The organism is Streptomyces griseoluteus, from assembly GCF_004784465.1.
Lineage (GTDB): Bacteria > Actinomycetota > Actinomycetes > Streptomycetales > Streptomycetaceae > Streptomyces > Streptomyces griseoluteus.
The window spans coordinates 1-17,291 of the sequence record NZ_SRRU01000003.1; the positions used below are offsets into that span (position 1 = coordinate 1).

18 protein-coding genes and 1 pseudogene are annotated in these 17,291 nt (G+C 70.9%); 11 read left to right on the forward strand and 8 right to left on the reverse strand.

The window, feature by feature from the left end; all coding sequences use genetic code 11:
* The 6 genes from E5082_RS08790 to E5082_RS08815 all read right to left on the reverse strand — a co-directional run.
* On the reverse strand, positions 1-133 hold a 133-nt coding region (locus E5082_RS08790), incomplete at its 3' end, for a helix-turn-helix domain-containing protein (protein WP_244321587.1).
* A gap of 220 nt (positions 134-353) precedes the next feature.
* Entirely contained in the window at positions 354-1,982 is a 1,629-nt protein-coding gene (locus E5082_RS08795; protein WP_135790730.1) for a sodium/solute symporter, read from the reverse strand.
* Complete coding sequence (locus tag E5082_RS08800; protein ID WP_078873218.1) at positions 1,979-2,260, reverse strand: DUF485 domain-containing protein; 282 nt, start codon at positions 2,258-2,260, stop codon at positions 1,979-1,981. Before E5082_RS08800 ends, E5082_RS08795 begins: the two co-directional genes overlap by 4 nt.
* Before the next feature lie 333 nt (positions 2,261-2,593).
* The gene (locus tag E5082_RS08805) at positions 2,594-3,247 is read right to left on the reverse strand and encodes a histidine phosphatase family protein (RefSeq protein WP_135790731.1); all 654 of its coding nucleotides are present in this window, start codon (positions 3,245-3,247) and stop codon (positions 2,594-2,596) included.
* Between the two features lie 31 nt (positions 3,248-3,278).
* Complete coding sequence (locus tag E5082_RS08810) at positions 3,279-3,878, reverse strand: TetR/AcrR family transcriptional regulator (RefSeq protein WP_135790732.1); 600 nt, start codon at positions 3,876-3,878, stop codon at positions 3,279-3,281.
* Between the two features lie 253 nt (positions 3,879-4,131).
* Positions 4,132-4,758 carry a TetR/AcrR family transcriptional regulator gene (locus E5082_RS08815; protein WP_229918772.1) on the reverse strand — a complete coding sequence of 209 codons (627 nt, stop codon included), beginning with the start codon at positions 4,756-4,758 and terminating at the stop codon, positions 4,132-4,134.
* Between the two features lie 108 nt (positions 4,759-4,866).
* Here E5082_RS08815 and E5082_RS08820 point away from each other — a divergent pair, with 108 nt between their 5' ends.
* The 6 genes from E5082_RS08820 (at position 4,867) to E5082_RS08835 (ending at position 9,963) form a co-directional block, all read left to right on the forward strand.
* The gene (locus E5082_RS08820) at positions 4,867-6,360 is read left to right on the forward strand and encodes a flavin-containing monooxygenase (protein WP_135790733.1); all 1,494 of its coding nucleotides are present in this window, start codon (positions 4,867-4,869) and stop codon (positions 6,358-6,360) included.
* Positions 6,357-6,764: an alpha/beta hydrolase gene (locus tag E5082_RS32635; protein WP_208766226.1), complete on the forward strand. Its 408-nt coding sequence runs from the start codon at positions 6,357-6,359 to the stop codon at positions 6,762-6,764. Before E5082_RS08820 ends, E5082_RS32635 begins: the two co-directional genes overlap by 4 nt.
* A gap of 164 nt (positions 6,765-6,928) precedes the next feature.
* Entirely contained in the window at positions 6,929-7,297 is a 369-nt protein-coding gene (locus E5082_RS32640) for a hypothetical protein (protein ID WP_208766227.1), read from the forward strand.
* Positions 7,294-8,067 carry a GMC family oxidoreductase gene (locus E5082_RS33540; RefSeq protein WP_341869146.1) on the forward strand — a complete coding sequence of 258 codons (774 nt, stop codon included), beginning with the start codon at positions 7,294-7,296 and terminating at the stop codon, positions 8,065-8,067. Before E5082_RS32640 ends, E5082_RS33540 begins: the two co-directional genes overlap by 4 nt.
* Positions 8,067-8,861: a GMC family oxidoreductase gene (locus tag E5082_RS33545; RefSeq protein WP_341869147.1), complete on the forward strand. Its 795-nt coding sequence runs from the start codon at positions 8,067-8,069 to the stop codon at positions 8,859-8,861. The genes E5082_RS33540 and E5082_RS33545 overlap by 1 nt, the downstream gene beginning before the upstream one ends.
* Positions 8,862-9,075: 214 nt before the next feature.
* Complete coding sequence (locus tag E5082_RS08835) at positions 9,076-9,963, forward strand: MBL fold metallo-hydrolase (protein ID WP_135790734.1); 888 nt, start codon at positions 9,076-9,078, stop codon at positions 9,961-9,963.
* A gap of 46 nt (positions 9,964-10,009) precedes the next feature.
* Here E5082_RS08835 and E5082_RS08840 read toward each other — a convergent pair whose 3' ends face one another.
* Positions 10,010-11,371, reverse strand: a complete 1,362-nt coding sequence (locus E5082_RS08840) for a flavin monoamine oxidase family protein (RefSeq protein WP_135790735.1) — start codon at positions 11,369-11,371, stop codon at positions 10,010-10,012.
* A gap of 147 nt (positions 11,372-11,518) precedes the next feature.
* Here E5082_RS08840 and E5082_RS08845 point away from each other — a divergent pair, with 147 nt between their 5' ends.
* On the forward strand, positions 11,519-12,280 hold the full coding sequence (locus E5082_RS08845; protein ID WP_135790736.1) for an isocitrate lyase/PEP mutase family protein: 762 nt from the start codon (positions 11,519-11,521) through the stop codon (positions 12,278-12,280).
* A gap of 180 nt (positions 12,281-12,460) precedes the next feature.
* On the opposite strand, the gene E5082_RS08850 is transcribed toward E5082_RS08845, so the two are convergent.
* The gene (locus E5082_RS08850) at positions 12,461-14,905 is read right to left on the reverse strand and encodes a hypothetical protein (RefSeq protein WP_135790737.1); all 2,445 of its coding nucleotides are present in this window, start codon (positions 14,903-14,905) and stop codon (positions 12,461-12,463) included.
* A 184-nt stretch (positions 14,906-15,089) separates the two neighbouring features.
* Here E5082_RS08850 and E5082_RS08855 point away from each other — a divergent pair, with 184 nt between their 5' ends.
* From E5082_RS08855 to E5082_RS08870, 4 genes and pseudogenes are all read left to right on the forward strand, one after another.
* Positions 15,090-15,611 carry a hypothetical protein gene (locus tag E5082_RS08855; protein WP_135790738.1) on the forward strand — a complete coding sequence of 174 codons (522 nt, stop codon included), beginning with the start codon at positions 15,090-15,092 and terminating at the stop codon, positions 15,609-15,611.
* A gap of 12 nt (positions 15,612-15,623) precedes the next feature.
* Positions 15,624-15,776: pseudogene (locus tag E5082_RS08860) on the forward strand (transcriptional regulator, SarA/Rot family); the annotation flags it as partial.
* Positions 15,777-16,123: 347 nt separating this feature from the next.
* Complete coding sequence (locus E5082_RS08865; RefSeq protein WP_229918773.1) at positions 16,124-16,495, forward strand: alpha/beta fold hydrolase; 372 nt, start codon at positions 16,124-16,126, stop codon at positions 16,493-16,495.
* 10 nt (positions 16,496-16,505) lie between these two features.
* Positions 16,506-17,258 carry an MgtC/SapB family protein gene (locus tag E5082_RS08870; RefSeq protein WP_135790739.1) on the forward strand — a complete coding sequence of 251 codons (753 nt, stop codon included), beginning with the start codon at positions 16,506-16,508 and terminating at the stop codon, positions 17,256-17,258.
* The last annotated feature ends 33 nt before the right edge of the window (positions 17,259-17,291 follow it).

Consider the following 17,291-nt stretch of genomic DNA (forward strand, 5'->3'; position numbering starts at 1 on the left):
GGATCCACTTGTGCGCGGTGGGCCGCGATATGCCCATCTCGGCCGCCACATGCGCGACGGGACGGCCGGACAGGACGCGTTCGACCAGGATCCGTCTGCCGTGAACGGTCAGCCGGGCATTACGGTGGGACACGAAGACCTCCGTGCGGTGCAGTCCTAGACAGCTCCACCACACCGGAGGTCTTCGCCATGATCAAGACCCAGCCCTGTTAACAACGCCCGTGATCAATACACCTAGGAGATGTCCTGTCGCTCAGGGCCCGTGCTCGTCCTCCGTGGCCTCGTCAGAACCCCCGGCGCTCGGCCGCGCGGGCGACCGGCACTTCGTGGGCTCCGCCCGTTGCCGGAACGCGTCAAGAGCCATCCCTGCCTCCCGCCGGACGGTCCCGTGGCCCCGTCAGGAGGCGGTGCTCGGTGGATTCGTAGCGGGCGCGTTCCCGGTCGGCGGTGGACCTGCCGGCGAGGACGGAGGTGAGCCAGCCGGCCAGGAAGCCCGCCGGGATGGAGGCGAGGGCCGGGGTGTTGTAGGGGAACCAGTCGAAGTCGGCCTCGGGGAAGGCGGAGAGCGGTGTGCCGGAGACGAGGGTGGTGCCCGGGGTGAGGGCGAGGACGGTGAGGGAGCCGACGATGAGGGTGGCGAGCAGGCCCGCGCGGGTGTAGCGGCGCCAGAAGAGGGTGTAGAGGAGTGCGGGCGCGATCGCCGAGGCGCCGAGGGTGAAGGAGAGGGTCGCCAGCGGCTGGAGGCTGCGGTGCTGGGCGAGGGCGGCCACCAGGATGACAGGGATGCCGACCAGCAGGGCGCACGAGCGGGCGAGGGCGAGTTCCCGCACCGGGGCCAGCGGGGCGCGGCGGGAGGCCGTCAGGTCATGGGCGAGCGCGTTCGCGCAGGCCAGCGTCATGCTCGCCACGGACGCGAGCAGGGTCAGGAACACGGCGGTGGTGACGGTGGCGAAGAGCAGGCTCTCCGAGCGCGAGAGACCGCTGCCGAACGCGGCCCGGGCGCCCAGCAGATAGGCCGTCGTGCCGTGCGGATCGGCGCCGGTGATGCGCGCGTGCCCGAGGAGGGCGGTGGCCCCGGTGCAGATCAGGACGAGCATCAGGATGAACAGGGTGACCGAGGAGACCGCCCAGGACATGGCCCGCCGCACCTGGCGCGGTGTCCCGGCGGTGTACATGCGCATGGTGACGTGCGGCAGACACCCGGCGCCCAGCACGATCGCGCACTGGGTGCTCGCCAGGTCGAGCGCGGGATGCGGGCTGCTGGAGTACTGCAGCCCCCAGCGCAGGTACGCGGGCCCGGCCCCGCTCTCGCGCGCGGCGGTCCGGAACAGCGCCTCGGTGCTCCAGCCGAAGGTGTGCAGGATCAGCCCGCTGACGACGAGCCCGGAGGCGAGCAGCATCACCGTCTTGAAGATCTGCACGAGCGCCGTACCCCGCATGCCGCCCAGCGCCGCGTAACTGATCATGAGTATTCCGGCCCCGACCACACAGCCGTTCTTCGCGGCGGGCTCGGTGAACCCCATGACGTAGGCGAGGAGTTCACCCACCCCCGCGAGCTGGACGATCATCATCGGGACGAGGGCGAGCAGGGTGACCGCGCAGGCCGCGATACGGACGGACCGGGCGGGATGGCGGTGCCCGAGCACGTCGCCCATGGTGTAACGGCCGGTGTTGTGGAGCGGCTCGGCCAGCAGGAACATCAGCAGGAGCAGGGACAGTACGGCGCTGAGCGCGAGGACCACCCCGTCGTACCCGCACAGCGCGACGATGCCGCCGATGGTGAGCACGGTGGCGGCTGAGATGTAGTCCCCGGCGATGGCGAGCCCGTTGCGCAGGGGCGAGAGGGATTTGTAGCCGGTGTAGAACTCGGCCAGGTCGTCCGCGTCCGGACCGGTGAGGACGCAGAGCAGCAGGGTCAGCGCGACGACGGAGCAGAAGGCGGCCAGGGACCAGGACTGCGCGGGACCGCTGAACTCCGTCACCGGCCTCCTTTCCGGTGCACGGGCGCCGGGTAGGACTGGCGGGCGCGACGGGCCAGCGGGTCGACGAGCCGGTAGGCGGTGGCCTCGTAGAGCAGGACGGCCAGCCAGGTGACGGGGATCTGCACGAGGGCCAGGACGAGACCGGTGGGCAGTCCGCCCGGCCCCGGACGGGTCATCAGCCAGGGGGCTTTGACGGTCAGCGTGAGGAAGACGGCGAAGTAGCCGAGCGCGGTCAGGGACGCCACGCGCCGCTGCCAGCGGTAGGCGCGGCGCAGCATGCGCAGGGTGCGGTGGGGACCGGAGCGAGGGCCCGGCGGCTCCGTCGCACCATGTCCCGCCGACCAACTGGGTTCGCGGCGATCGGAGGGTAACTCGCAGCTGTCGTAGGACACTTCGTGATCTCCTGGCGGGGACCGGGCCCGGAAAGAAACGGACCGTGCGGGATGACCATGACGCTATGTCGACATGTTCCCTGCCGGGGACCGTTCTAGGCCAGAGGGCACCCCCTGACCATGCCGCGCCCTCCGCGACCCGTACTTGCCGCACGGCTACCCGGTCCCCGCTCGGCGACTTTGCTTCCGCGGCTGCCCGAAGGGGATGTGCTCCGCGCCTCAGCGATAGGTGAGCAACTGCCGCCTGTCACCGGTGAAATGGGCGTGCTCGTTGAAGGTCAGCAGGGTGGTGCCGGACGCCCCCACCGCGAGGGTGGTGACGGAGGCGTTGACGGCCACCCGGTTCAGCGCCACGACTCCCTCATGGGGCAGCGAGAGCAGCGTTCCGCACAGTGCGGCGAGGACGCCGCCCGAGGTGACGACGACCGCGTCCCGCCCCCGGCCGAGCGTGGCGGACAGCTCGGCCAGTCCGGCCGTGGCCCGCCCGGCGAACGCGGCCCAGGTCTCTCCGTCGGCGTCGGTCGCGGCGGGGTCCCGCATCCAGGCCAGCAGGGCGTGGTCGAGCAGGTCCTGCATCGAGGAGGTCCGGCCGGGCTCGGGAGCGTAGCGGGCGATCAGGTCGAGGTGGTCGTACTCGTTCCAGCGCGCGTCCTGATGGAGCGGGCGCTCGAATCCGGCAGCGTTCGCGAGGAGTTGAGCCGTGTCGCGCTGACGGGTCAGGGTGCCCGAGACGACGTACGGGTCCCGAAGACCCCGGCGGGCGAGTTCCCGGCCGACGGCGGCCGCCTGGACGCGGCCGGGCTCGGAGAGGACGTCGTAGTCGTCCGCCTCCGCGGAGGCTTGGCCGTGACGGACGAGGCAGATCAGTGGCATGGCGGAACTCCCGCTCCCCTTCTGTCGATTCTCAGGTGCTTCGCGGAGTGAACCGCTCCGTCACCTGCTCCAGCGCGCTCACGAGCAGGTCGACCAGGTCGGCAGTAGTGACGACCTCATCGCCGGCGCCGATGGCCATCTCCTCCGCCATGGCCAGCCAGCCCCGGACGGCGAGCCGGTGCAGCGGCGCCGGGGCGTGGACCCCCGCCGCGTCCAGCACCCGGTCGGTCAGGACGCGGCGGTTGTCCTCGAAGACCTCCAGCACACGCTCGTCACCGCCGGCGGCGGCCCGCACCACGGCCACGTAGTTGTCCCTGCGCCGCCGCACGAAGGACACGAAGCCGTCGACGATCCCGCGCACCCGCTCCCCCGCCGTGCCTTCTTCCGGGGCCCTGGCGTGCAGCAGCAGCCGGTCCCCGGCGGCCCGCACGACGGCCACGTAGTAGTCCCGCTTGGTCGGGAAGTAGTGGAAGAGCAGCCCGCGGGAGATGCCCGCCTCGGCGGCCACCTCGTCGATGGACATCTCGTGGATGGGGCGGGTGGTGAGCAGACGCAGCCCGATCCCGATGAGCTGCGCCCGGCGCTCTTCCGGCTTCAGCCGGACACGGGCCGGTGCGGACGGGACGGTCATGGGCGCCGACCCTAGCTTGTTGAGCATTGCTCGACAAGGCTCGATGCCTCCGGCCTCTTGACGGCAGGTGACCCGGCCAATAAAACTGAAACACGATTCGAGATCGGATCTGTTCGCCGCAACAGAACGGAGCAAGCAGTGGCTCACTGTTTTGACGTCGACACCCGCGGACCCCTCGGAGGTGCCGCATGACGGCGCGGAAGGTGGTGTTCGAGCGGGTCGCGTGGGGCGACCCGCTGCGCTGACAGCCGGGCTACGCCTCTGCGGGGGCGTAGGTCCGGAAGTACGCGGTGAGCATGCGGCGCCCCTCGTCGATCGTCACGTCGTCGCCGTCCGGGGAGCGCCGGAACGCGATGTCGAAGAACCGGTTGGCGACCTCGAAGGCGATCTGCGCGACATGGCGCGGGGTGTCGGCCGCGATGAGGTTCCGCTCGAACAGGAGGAGCCAGAGCCGCTCCGCCTGGGCCTCGTCGAAGCCGCGGACCAGTGCGTCCAGCGTCTCGTTGCGCCCCGCGAACCACAGCTCGGTGCAGCTCCGGTGGCCGCGAAAGTAGTCGAGTACGGCGTCGACGAGGGCGTCCGCGATGCCTTCGAGCGTGGACGGCCCGGGGTCTTCCAGCACACCGTTCACAATGGCGTCGAGCTGCTGGACGTGGTGCTGGAGCAGCTCGGCGTCGACCTGATGCCGGTCCGGGAAGTAGTGGTACATCGACGCGGTCGGAATACCCGCCCGCTCCCCGATGGCCTTGAGCGTGGCCGCCTCGTACCCCTGCTCCGCGAGCAGCGCCTCCGCCGCGTCGAGAATGGCACGCCTGCGCTCCACACCGCGCCGCTGGACGACGGGGGGCCGGGTGGAAGTCGTCGAATCCTTGTCGAACACGATTCGGGATCATATCAGCGGAGTCTGTGGCGGTTGAGGTTGACAGCCCATGGACGACTCGTAAACTCGAATACAATTCGAGTTTCAGTACCGCGGCGAGGAGACAGCATGACCGAGAAGACCCACAGCTCGCCGCCGGCCGCCGACGTCGATGTGCTGATCGTCGGCGCCGGGATCTCCGGTATCGGTGCGGCCGGCCATCTGGCGTCCCGGCGTCCGGGCACGAGGTTCACGATCCTGGAGGCGCGGGAGTCGATCGGCGGCACCTGGGACCTGTTCCGGTACCCCGGCATCCGGTCGGACTCGGACATGTCGACCTTCGGGTACGGCTTCAAACCGTGGACCCACCGCAAGGCCATCGCCGACGGCCACCTCATCCTGGACTACCTCCAGCAGACCGTCGCCGACAAGCGGCTCGCCCGGCACATCCGGTTCGGGCACCGGGTGACCGGCGCGGAGTTCTCCACGGCCGAGCGGCGCTGGACGGTCACCGCCGAACGGACGGACACCGGGGAGCATGCGACGTTCACCGCCCGCTTCCTGCTCCTGGGCACCGGCTACTACGACCACGGGGCGGGGTTCACCCCGAAGTTCGCCGGGGTCGAGGACTTCCGCGGCCGCGTGGTCCACCCGCAGCACTGGCCCGAGGATCTCGACTACACCGGCAAGCAGGTGCTGGTGATCGGCAGCGGCGCCACGGCGGTCACGCTGATCCCGGCGATGGCGGGACGGGCGGGGCACGTGACGATGCTCCAGCGGTCTCCCGGGTACATCTTCTCGCTGCCGTCCGAGGACGTGGTCGCCGGTGTGCTGCGCAAGGTGCTCGGCCCGCGGCGGGCGCACAAGCTCGTCCGGCGCAAGAACATCTGGCTGACCCGGAGCATGTACAAGCTGTGCAGGCGGGCCCCGAAGCCGGCCCGCCGGCTGCTCATCGCCCGGGTACGGCGGGAACTCCCCCGCCACTTCGACGTCGACACGCACTTCACCCCCAGCTACGCACCCTGGGACCAGCGGCTCTGCGTGGTGCCCGACGGCGACCTGTTCAAGGCGCTGTCGAGCGGCCGGGCCTCGGTCGTCACCGACCGGATCGCACGGTTCACCGAGGCGGGCATCCTGCTGGAGTCGGGCCGGGAACTGACCGCCGACATCATCGTCACCGCGACCGGGCTCAACATGTCGCCCTTCGGCAAGGTGCGGCTCCGGGTGGACGGGCTCCCGGTCGACCTGTCCGACACCACCGCCTACAAGGCGATGATGCTGTCCGGCGTCCCCAACCTGGTCTTCGCCCTCGGCTACACCAACCTCTCCTGGACCCTCAAGGTGGACCTGGTCTGGGAGCACTTCTGCCGCCTGCTCGACCACATGGACTCCCACGGCTACGACACCGTGACGCCCGTGCTGCACGACCCGGCGATGAAGCGCGTCCCGTTCATGAACCTCTCCGCCGGTTACGTCGAGCGCGGGATCGGGGCCTTCCCCAGGGCCGGGACGCGCGGCCCGTGGACGGTGGAGATGGCGTACGAGAAGGACGTGGAGCGGCTGCGCGACGGGCCGGTGGCGGACGCGGCCCTGCACTTCACCGGGGCGAGGCGCGGCCGGTGAGCCGCCAGGTCACCTTCCCCAGCCACGGCGTCACCTGCGGCGCCACGCACCTCCCGGCCAGGAGCGACGCCCTGACCGGCCCCGCCGGGCGCCCGTGCGTGGTCATGGCCCACGGCTTCGGCGGCACCCGCGACAGCGGCCTGACGGGGTGCGCGGAGGGCTTCACCGACGCCGGGATGGACGTGTTCCTGTTCGACTACCGGGGCTTCGGCGACGCCGGCGGCACGCCCCGGCAGGACGTGTCGGTACGACGGCAGCGGCAGGACTACCACGCCGCCCTCGCCGCCGGCACCTGCCCGGTGTCGACCCGGACCGGATCGCCCTGTGGGGCACGTCGTACGCGGGCGGCCATGTCGTCGCCGTCGCCGCCCAGGACGGCCGCGTCGCTGCGGCGGTCGCGCTGACGCCCGCCACGGACGGGCTCGCCACGCTGGCGCACGTCGTCCGGCTCGCCGGGGCGGGCCGGCTGCTGGAGCTGGTCGGGCACGGCCTGCGCGACGCGGCGCGGTCCCTCACCGGGCGGCGGCCGCACCATCTGCCCGTCGTCGGGCCGCCAGGCGCTACGGCGATGATGACCACCCCGGACATCGAGCGGATCAGCGCCGTCATGGCCGGTCCGACCTGGCGCAACGAGGTCTGCGCCCGCGCCGCGCTGAAGGTCGGCGCCAACCGGCCGGTCGTCCACGCCGGGCGGCTGGCCTGCCCGGTGCTGTTCCAGGTCGGCCTGCACGACCGGATCGCCCCGCCCGGCGCCGCCCGCCGCACCGCCCGCCGGGCGGGTCCGCGGGCACGGCTGGCCGAGTACCCCCTGGACCATTTCGACGTCTACGACGGACCCTGGCAGGAACGCGCGCTGGCAGATCAACTCGGCTTCCTCGCCCGCGTCCTCGGTTCGTCCTCTGCACAACTCCCCTTTCCGCAGAAGGAGATGCAATGAGTTCGTACGACTACGTGGTCGTCGGTGCCGGATCGGCGGGCTGCGTGCTGGCCGCGCGGCTGTCGGAGGACCCCGAGGTGCGGGTGGCGCTGATCGAGGCGGGCGGTCCCGACACCGCGCCCGAGATCCATGTCCCGGCCGCCTTCCCGCAGTTGATGAAGACCGAGCTGGACTGGGACCTCGACAGCGAGCCGGGCATCGACGCCCGGCGGACCTATCTGCCACGGGGGCGGGTGTTCGGCGGTTCCAGCTCCATGAACGCGATGATCTACATCCGGGGCGCCCGTGCCGACTACGACGGCTGGGCCGCCGACGGGGCTGTGGGATGGTCGTACGCCGACGTACTCCCGTACTTCCGGCGCGCGGAGGACAACGAGCGCGGTGAGGACGAGTTCCACGGTGCGGGCGGGCCGTTGACAGTCAGCGACGGGCGGTCCGGACATCCGCTCGCCACGGCCTTCGTGGACGCGGCGGTGCAGGCCGGGTACAAGACGAACGACGACTTCAACGGTGAGCGGCAGTTGGGCGTGGGGCGCTACCAGTTGACACAGCGCGGCGGCATGCGGTGCAGCGCCGCAGTCGCCTATCTGCATCCGGCGCTGGGGCGGCCGAACCTGACGGTGCTGTCCTCGGCTCGCGCCCACCGGGTGGTGACCGAGGGCGGCCGCGCGGCGGGCGTGGAGGTGGAGCGCGGCGGCACGGTCGAAGTGGTGCGCGCGGAGCGGGAGGTGATCCTGTCGGCGGGGCGTACGAGTCGCCGAAGCTGCTGATGCTCTCCGGGATCGGGCCGGGCGCGGTGCTGTCCGCGTTCGGGATCGGGGTGGTACGGGATCTGCCGGTCGGCGCGGGTCTTCAGGACCACTACATGGCGCTGCTCAACTACCGCACGGACACCGAGTCGTTGATCGCGGCGGCGACCGAGGAGAACGCGGTGCTGCTCCAGAGCGAGGGGCGCGGGCCGCTGACCTCCAACATCGGTGAGGCGGGCGGCTTCTTCCGCAGCAGGGACGAACTCGACGCCCCGGATGTCCAGTTCCACGCGGCCCCGGTCCTGTTCCACCAGGAGGGCCTGGGCGCGGCCGCCGAGCACGGCTTCGCCTTCGGCCCGTGCGTCCTCGCCCCCACCAGCCGGGGCTCGGTGACCCTGCGTTCCCCGCGCCCGGACGCGGCGCCCCGGATCGTGCACAACTACCTGACCACGCCGGAGGATCGGGAGGTCATCGTCGCCGGGATCAGGATCGCGCTGGAGATAGCGGCCCAGCCGGCGGTGTCCGGCCTCGTCACGGCCCCCTTCGACGCACCCGCCGCCGACTCCGACGCGGACCTGCTCGCGTGGGCACAGCGGGCCGGGCAGACGCTCTACCACCCGACGTCTACCTGCGCGATCGGCTCGGTGGTCGACCCTGAGCTACGGGTGCTCGGGGTGCCGGGGCTGCGGGTGGTGGACGCCTCGGTGTTCCCGTCGGTGACTCGGGGCAACACGAACGCGCCGGTCATCATGGCGGCGGAGAAGGCGGCCGATCTGATCAAGGGGGTCGGGCGGCAGGAGGGAACAGCGGGCTGACGGTCAGCGAGCGGGGGCGTAGATCGAAGCGGGTATATCCGGCCGCCCCCTGCTGGACAGCCGGGTGAACCCCCTCCTCAACCGGCTCCCCTGCTGCCGGAGCACTCTCGCACCGGAGATCGACGCGCTCGGCCGGCGCTCGGCGGGCACTGCCACGGTTTCGACTGCGATTCGAATTTCAGGGTGCGTGAGCTGAAGGGTGGGGTGGCCGCACATGGGCGGGGAGTACACCGAGGAGACCTACGACGCGGTCACGGTGCTGGTCGGCGCCCGGCGCGGCGCGTATCCGTACGCCAACTCGCTCCTCGTACGGGGTACGGACGCCACGCTGGTCGTCGACCCCTCGCTGTCTCTCGTCCACGGCGCGCCGCCCGCCGATGTGGTCCTGGTGAGCCATGCGCACGAGGACCACATCGCGGGGCTCGGCGGCTACGACGTGCCGGTGCACATCCACGTCGGCGACCTCGGCCCGCTCCGGTCCCGCGAGCTCATGGTCGCCGGGTTCGGCTACCCGCCCGAGGAGGCCCGCGCCGCCGACCGGATGCTGCGCGACGACTTCCACGTGACGGGACGCCCGGACGCCCTCGGCTTCACCGACGGCACCGTCTTCGACCTCGGCGGCCGCACGGTCACGGTGGTCCACCTGCCCGGCCACACACCGGGCCACAGCGGCCTCCTGATCGAACCGGACGGCTTCCTGTACGTCGCGGACATCGACCTCACCTCGTTCGGCCCGTTCTACGGCGACGCCCGCAGCGATCTGACGGATTTCGAGGCGTCGATGCGCCGGTGCGCGGGCATCGACGCCCGCTGGTACGGCACCGCCCACCAGAAGGGCGTGATCGAAGGGGCCCCGGAATTCCGGCGCGGGCTCGCCGAGTTCGCGGAGGTGGTCGAACGGCGGGAGGCAGCACTGCTGGCCTTCCTCACCGAGCCGAGGACCGTCCCCGAGATAGCCGAGCACCGCCTTGTGTACCGGCCACATGTGTCGGGACCACATGTGGACCCGGTTGAACGCCGCACAGCAACACACCACTTGGCCCGCCTGACAGCCAAGGGCCTGGTGACGGAGACCGAGCCGGGGTTGTTCCGGGCAACCTGAGGGCAGCCCCCTTCGTCACCCCACGGATCGGCCTCCGGGGCCGCGGTCAGCCTTTCAGGCTCGCCAGGACCGCCTTCGCCGCCCTCTCCCCCGAGGTCGCCGCGTCAGCCAGTGATGGCATGTCGAGCTGGTAATCCCCGGCCAGGTGGATCGGGCCGAAGGGAGTCCGCAGCGTCGGCAGGGATGCCCGGCGGCCCGGAGCCCAGAAGGGGACCACGCGGTGGTGCCGGCGCACGATGCCCTCGCCGAGCTTGCCCCGGAGCTGGGGGTAGACCGAGATCAGGTCACGTGCGAACCGGGCGGTGATCTCCTCGTCGGCCAGCTCGAAGAGGCTGTCGGCCGCGGCGCCGCCGGCGAAGCACGCCAGCGCGCCGCCCGGCTTGCGGATGCCACCCTTACGAAGGGCGGCGGCGTGGTTGAACATCGCCTGGAACGAGAGCTGGGGCGTGGACACGCCGAAGAAGTCGTCCCAGGGCTGGGGCCCCTCCTCCTCGGTGAAGAAGCCGACGACGACGTAACGGCCGTAGCGAATGTCGTCGAACGCATTGCGGTACGTCTGCGGAAGTCCCGGAAGGATCCGCGTCGCGGCATCGCTGGGCACCGCGACAATCGCCCGCTTCGCGCGCACCCGCGCCACGCCGTCGTCCGCGTCGACGTAATGGACGACCACCCCGTCCCCCGCCGCCTCCACGGACCGAACGCCCGCCCCCAGCCGCAGACGTTCACCGAGGTCGGCGGCGAGGATGTCGGTCAGGGTCTGGTTACCCCCCAGCGGCAGCGCGAAGTTGGGCACCTTCGCGGGATCGGCCAAGGCGACTCCGATCGACGCCACAAGCTGCGTCGCCGCGGTTTCCCCGGGCTCGCACCCCATCCACTGCCCCGACCACGACCGGACGACCTCACGGGTCAACTCGGAGCGCACACCGCGCAGAAGATCCGACGCGAGCCGCCGGTCGAGCTTGGCACGTACCCGTTTCGCGATCCCACTGTCCGACTCCATGAAAGTCACGGCCGAGACGATGCGAGCACCCACCAAGGCCATCCCGACCCGGTCCAGGAAACTCATCCGCGTACGGAACATGAGCGAGAACAGCTTGGACGTGTCGACCAGCCCGCCGTTGAGCACCAGCGCCACACTCTTGCCGGCCAGCGACCCCATCTCGATGCCATGGTGATGCAGCGCGTCGATCAGCGGCCCGGTCCCCTCGGTGAACTGCGTCCCGACGTTGATCCAGTAATCACCCTTACGCACGGTCTCGACGCGTCCACCCGCCCGCTCAGATGCCTCCAGCACGACGACGTCGGCCTTGCCGTCGAGAGCCGTGGCCGCCATGAGCCCGGCCATTCCGGCACCGACGACCACCACGTCACGGCTCTCCTCGCGCACAGCGCCCACCGCGTTCGCCATCTTTGCCTCACTCCCCCAACTTCCGATCTCGAATCGGATTCGACTTTACCGCGTCCAGCGCGCCCTGGGACCACCCCCTCCCCCCATCGAACGCCCCTCGCCCCGTCGGCCCGTTGCCGACCCCGATCAAGGGGTAGCGTCCACGACATGGACCTACACACCACCGTTGAGCGCGCCCAACGGCTCAAGAAGCTGCACGCCGAGTACAAGCCACTCGTACTGCCGACCGTCTGGGACGCCTGGTCCGCGCGGACGGCGGCCGACGCCGGTTTCCCCGCGCTGACGATCGGCAGCCATCCGCTCGCCGACTCCCGAGGGGCCGAGGACCACGAGGGGCAGACCTTCGAGGAGGTGCTCGCCGCCGTCAGGCCGATCGTCGCGGCGGTCGACATCCCCGTCTCAGTGGACCTGGAGGCCGGGTACGGACAGGAGCCCGCGGACCTCATCGCCGGACTCATCGAGGCCGGCGGCGTCGGCCTCAACCTGGAGGACACCGTCCACTCGGACGGCGGGCGCGTGCGCGACACACGGGAGCACGCCGACTACATCGCTGGCCTCCGCGCGGCGGCCGACAAGGCGGGGGTTCCGGTGTGGGTCAACGGCCGCACCGACCTCTTCCTGCACGCGGAGAACCCCGCCGCCGTCCTCGACGAGGCGATCGAGCGCCTGCGGGCCATGGAACAGGCAGGCGCCGACAGCGTCTACCCGGTCAGCATCCAGGACGACGACGACCTGCTGACCGCTGTGACCAGCGCCGTCTCCATTCCCGTGAACTCCACCGCCCATCCCGTCAAGCACGACCTCGACCGCTTCCGCCGTCTCGGCGTCGGCCGCGTCACCTACGGCCCGCTGCTGCAAATCGCCCTGACGGACTCGATGAAGGACATGCTCAAGCCCTGGGCGCCGTAGAACTCCCGCCGCGCCACCTCGCCGACGACCCCGTGGTCATCGGCGCCGTGCTCCCTCCGCTCGCGCGGCGAGGGGCCCGCGGCGACGGCTGATGCTGTACGGCTGCTCTCGGGGGCAAAACCCTCGGCCCCGCATCCGAGGTGCTGTGGATGCGGGGCCGGGATTCCTTTCGGGTGCCGGTTACTGCCGGCCGGTCCTGCGGCGCTTGGCCCAGAGCAGGCCGAGTCCGGCCGCGAGGAGCGCGGCGGCGAGCCCGGCGACAGCGAGTACCTGGGTACCCGTGGCGGCGAGACCGCCGCCACCGTTGCCGTCGGAGGGCGGGGTGGCCGGTGGCGTGGGACCGCCGGCCGGGGTGGAGGGGCTCGGCGACGGGGTGTGGTTCGCCGGAGGCGTGCTGCTGTGGTCCGTCGGAGACGGGGAGGGCCGATGGGTCGGCTCGGACGAATGCGTCGGAGTCGGCGTCGACCCGCCTCCGTCACCGGCGAAGGCGCTGCCGCCGCCGAGGAGGGCGAGCGCCGGGTTGTCGGCGCTCTCGGTCTGCCCCTCCGTGGCGATCTTCGTCGTCTTCTCCAGGTTCGGGTGCTGGGCCTTGAACTCCACGCGGGTGATGTTCTGCTTGGGCGCCTTGCCGAAGTCGACGCCACCCATGACGCACATCTTCTGCTGGCCCCCCACCTCGCAGGGCAGCGAGTAGTCGCCCTTGGTGAAGGACTTCATGTAGTCGTCCCAGGTCTGCTTGGGCGTCCACGACCGGTTGGGCGAACGTACGGGCCAGCGGGCGACGTCACCGCTGTTGATGACCGTGTGGTAGTCCCCGGCCTGCTCGGCGTCGCTCTGGCGGACGTACTCGGCGGCCACGCGGGCGCTGTAGACACGGCGCAGGTCGGCGTAGTCGGCGGAGGTGTTCACCTTCTTCTCGACGCCCGGAATGATGTACTGCTTGAGCAGGCCGTTCGCGGTGTCGCGCTGGGCCTGGGTCAGCCTGCAGTCGTTGCCGTTGGGGTCGGGGGTCTCACGGTCGATGTGGTCGACGTTGACCTTCAGCGGGGTGTCGAGGATGTAGAGACCGCCGTCGTCGGCGCGGACCTTGGCCGTCTTCGGGGTGATCCACAGCCGGATGGTGTCGCCGCAGGGGATGTTGGCGGCGCGCATGGCCTCGGCGTACTGCTTGCCGGGGTCCTTGCGGTAGTCGACGTCCTTGGCGTAGTCGTGCTTCATCTGGAGGTCGGCCTGGAGCAGGACACGGCCGGCGTCGGTCTTGCCGAAGGTCTTGTCCATGATCTGGTCGGGCTGGTCGGGGTTCAGGTTGACCCAGAACTTGTCCGGCGTGAGCGCGAGCCAGGTGAAGAAGGAGTCGGAGATGAGCTGGGCCTTGGCCTTGCCGCCCCAGCCCTTGTCCTGGGTCTCGTCCTGCACCTTGTCCGCGGAGAAGGCGTACGGCAGCCCCTTGCCCTTGACGGGCTTGCCGACGTAGGCGAGATCGAGGGTGGAGAAGTCCACGCCGCCGGGGCCGCGGACACCGAAGCGCGCGGGGCCGCTGCCGCCGAGGCGGCGGATGCGGTCGGCCATCTCCTTCGGCGTCTCCGGGGACTGGCCGATGGTGCGTGAGGCCGCGCCGCCGAGCCGGTTGTTGCCGTTCGCGGCGAAGTTGGGGTCCGGCCTGGTGGTGCCGGATACGTGCTTGTAGCTGACGGACTTGTACTTGGGCACGTCCGTGGAAAGGTGCTCGTAGGCGCGTACGCGGGGCTGTCCGTCGGTCCCCTTGTACTGCTCGGCCATCCGGCCGAGGTACTTGGTGGTGGCCGAGTCCTTGGACTGGCCGTTGACGTAGGAGATGCGGCCGTTCCTGGCCAGCTCGCCGTTCTGGAAGCGCGGGTCCTCCAGGAATCTCCTGTTCGCCAGGTCCTGTCCGGTGTCACGGCCGGGTCCGGCCTTGAACTCCAGGAACTGTCCCGTCTTGTAGTTCACGGCGTCGAACTTGCGCACCAGCGGCTTCTGGCCGCCCTTGCCATCACTGACCATGATGGGCTTGCCGTTCTTGTCCTTGATGGCGATCTCTTCCTGGCAGAGCCAGTCCTCGCCGACCAGGCCGAGATCGTTGATCACCTTCGTCTCGAAGGCCGCGCCGCGCTTGTTGTTGTTGTGCGGCATGATGTAGCCGCCCTCGAGCCAGTCCGCGAACGTCTTGTACTTCGGGTTCCCGTTGCTCAGGTAGCTCTTGTACCGGGCGAAGACGCGCTCCTCGCTGTTCTCCGGGTAGGAGGTGTAGGGCTTGTCGAACTTCGCGAGGAACTTGGCGCGCTGCGCCGCCTGTTCGGCGGTGGGGTTCTCGGCGTCTCCGGGCAGCGTGAGTCCGTCGAAGCTCTGCCGGGGCGCGTCGTAGGTGTAGGAGTCCCGCTCACTCGGGGCACGGACCTGAAGGCCGCGGTCCCAGGGCAGGTTGTTGGTGCCCGGCCGGGTACTGGTGACGCCCGGGAGACTGTCGCAGCGCTTCCCCTTGGCCGCGTACGCGAGGTCGCCGTGCAGACCCGGCAGGCCGGTCAGTGTCAGAACGCCCGCCGCGGTTAACGCGAGCGCGGCACGCGGCCACACGCGGCGGCGCGACGCCGTTATCACTTGAGTCACGAGGGTTCTCCGAACGGGAGCCCTGCGAATACGGGTTCACGGTCGGCGCCAGGGCCCCCGTGACTGTGGCGCCGATTTCCTCACTCTAGCCATCGCGTCGCGTTGCATGTCTGCGTCAACTCCCGGCGCGCACAGGATTGTTACATCCGGTCTTACGGGTCGTACGGGTCGTAGAGTCATCGCCATGCGCAGCATCGACGACCCCGCCTGGCACCACAACCCGCGCCTGAACGCATGGCTGGAAGCGGCGCGCACCGCCTTCGACTCCCTGGCCGCCGAGACCGGCGGCGACTGGGACTACTCCCCCGCCTCGCTCGACCGCCTGGAACGGCTCCTGCTCTCCCGCTACGGCACCTGGGAGGACATCTACCACCACCAGGACGACCCCGTCCTGATGGCCGCCGCCTGGTACCTGGGTGAAATCGCCGTCCGCCGCCACGGCGCCGTCTGGGCCTGGTCCCCCGACGGCCCCCGCCCCGGCGACGACTGGCCCGGCTCACCCCGCCTCACCTACCCGCGGGACGGCCTGACGGCCCCTGAGACGGACGCGCTGGACGCCGACGAGGAAACGGGCGAGGACCCCCTGCCCACGGTCGTCCCCCTCTCCCACGTGGGTTCCCTCTACGCCGAGGGCGAGCACCATCTCGCCACGCTGCTGGAGCACTTCACGGCCTTCGAGCAGTGGCGGGCTGGAGTGCCCGGCTGAGTCCGGCCTGCGGGCACCACCCGCAGGCTCAAGCAGCTCGAAACGGCCGGCGTGGTCACGCGGCAGCGCTCCCCGCACGACGAGCGCCAGGTCCTCGTCCGTCTCACCGACGACGGCGCGGACCGGCTCGCGGCGACGCGGACAGAACTGAGGGCCCGCCAGACCGCGTCAGCCTGAGGGGCCCGTGATCATCCAGCCAGGGCCGGCTTGCGCAGTTCGCGCCCGCCGAGCAAGCGCAGGGCGTCTCGCGCGCGGTCGGCCCAGGCGCGGGCTCGAGGAGTTCCGGCCGACCGTGTTCACGGCACACGCCGCCCACGGGCCGGTCGAGAGGATGGGAGCGGGGCGGGATGACTGGTCGCGGCCCGGGCGGGGCGCGTCGTGTGAGGGGGCGCCCGGTCCGGTGTGGAGGACCTCGCGGGCCTGTTCGGCGGCGCGAGTGATGCTTTCGGCCGTGCCGCGCCGCGCCTCGGTGATCCGGATGTCGCCCCGTACGGTGCTGATCTCCGCGTCCCGTGGCAGCACATCACCTACGGCGAGCGGGCCCGCGGCAGATCGAGGCGTTCGCGGCGGACCACTCCTTCGAGGCGGCCGTCCGGGACGCCGGCGCCGTTCTCGCGGCCAAGGGGGTGGACCGGGCACTCGTGGTGGGCTGGTCCTACGGGGCGGTCGTCGCGGCCCACTGGGCTGGCCGCAACCCGGAACGTGCCCTGGGCGCGGTCCTGGTCGACGGCGCCTTCCCCCACGACTGGCTCGACGAGGCCATGGAAACCGTGAGCTACGTGCCCGCTCCGGAGCGGCGCCGCTCGGCGGGCGTCTGCCGTGTCAGGGTGGCAGGGGCGCGGCCTTGCGAGGCCGGGCTCGTCGGATGGCCGGACGGACTGTGATGGAGAGACCGTGCACTGGAGCGCGTCGCTGCTGTGGAACCCGAGCACCGGCCAAGGGCTGCGGCAGCTCGCCGAACTCGGCCTGGCTCTGGTGCTGTCGACGGTCATCGGTCTGGAGCGGGCGTTTCAGCAGAAGAGTGCCGGCCTGCGCACCCACACCCTGGTGGGGCTGGGGGCGGCCCTGTTCATGGAGGTCTCTCAGCACGGCTTCGACAGCGTGCTCGGTCTGTCGCACGTCAGCCTGGACCCCTCCCGGGTGGCGGCACAAGTCGTCTCGGGTATCGGTTTCATCGGAGGCGGCCTGATCTTCGTACGGCGGGACATCGTGCGGGGGCTGACCACGGCCGCCACGGTCTGGCTGACGGCGGCCGTCGGCATGGCGTGCGGTGGCGGGCTCTGGCTGCTGGCGCTGGCCGTGACCGGGGCCTACCTCCTCATCGTGCGCGGCTATCCCCTGCTCACCCGTCGCATCCCGGCCATCTCCACCGTCGAGGAGACCGATCTACGCCTGTCCTACCTGCCCCGACGCGGGGTCCTGCCCCGTGTCCTCGAACGCTGCACCGCCGCGGGCTTCCTCGTGGTGAACGTCCGGATCGACCGCACACTGCGGGACGACGGCGGGGAAGCCGGGCCGGCGACGGGCAACACCCGGGTGGACCTGTCCATCGAGGGCGCCGGCGACGTGTACCGGCTCATGGCGGAGCTGGCCGAACTCGACGGCGTCGTCAGCCTGTCGGGCCCCGAGACCGAGGGCACCGACTGAGGGGTCACCCCGATCGGCGTCGCTGGCCCGGAC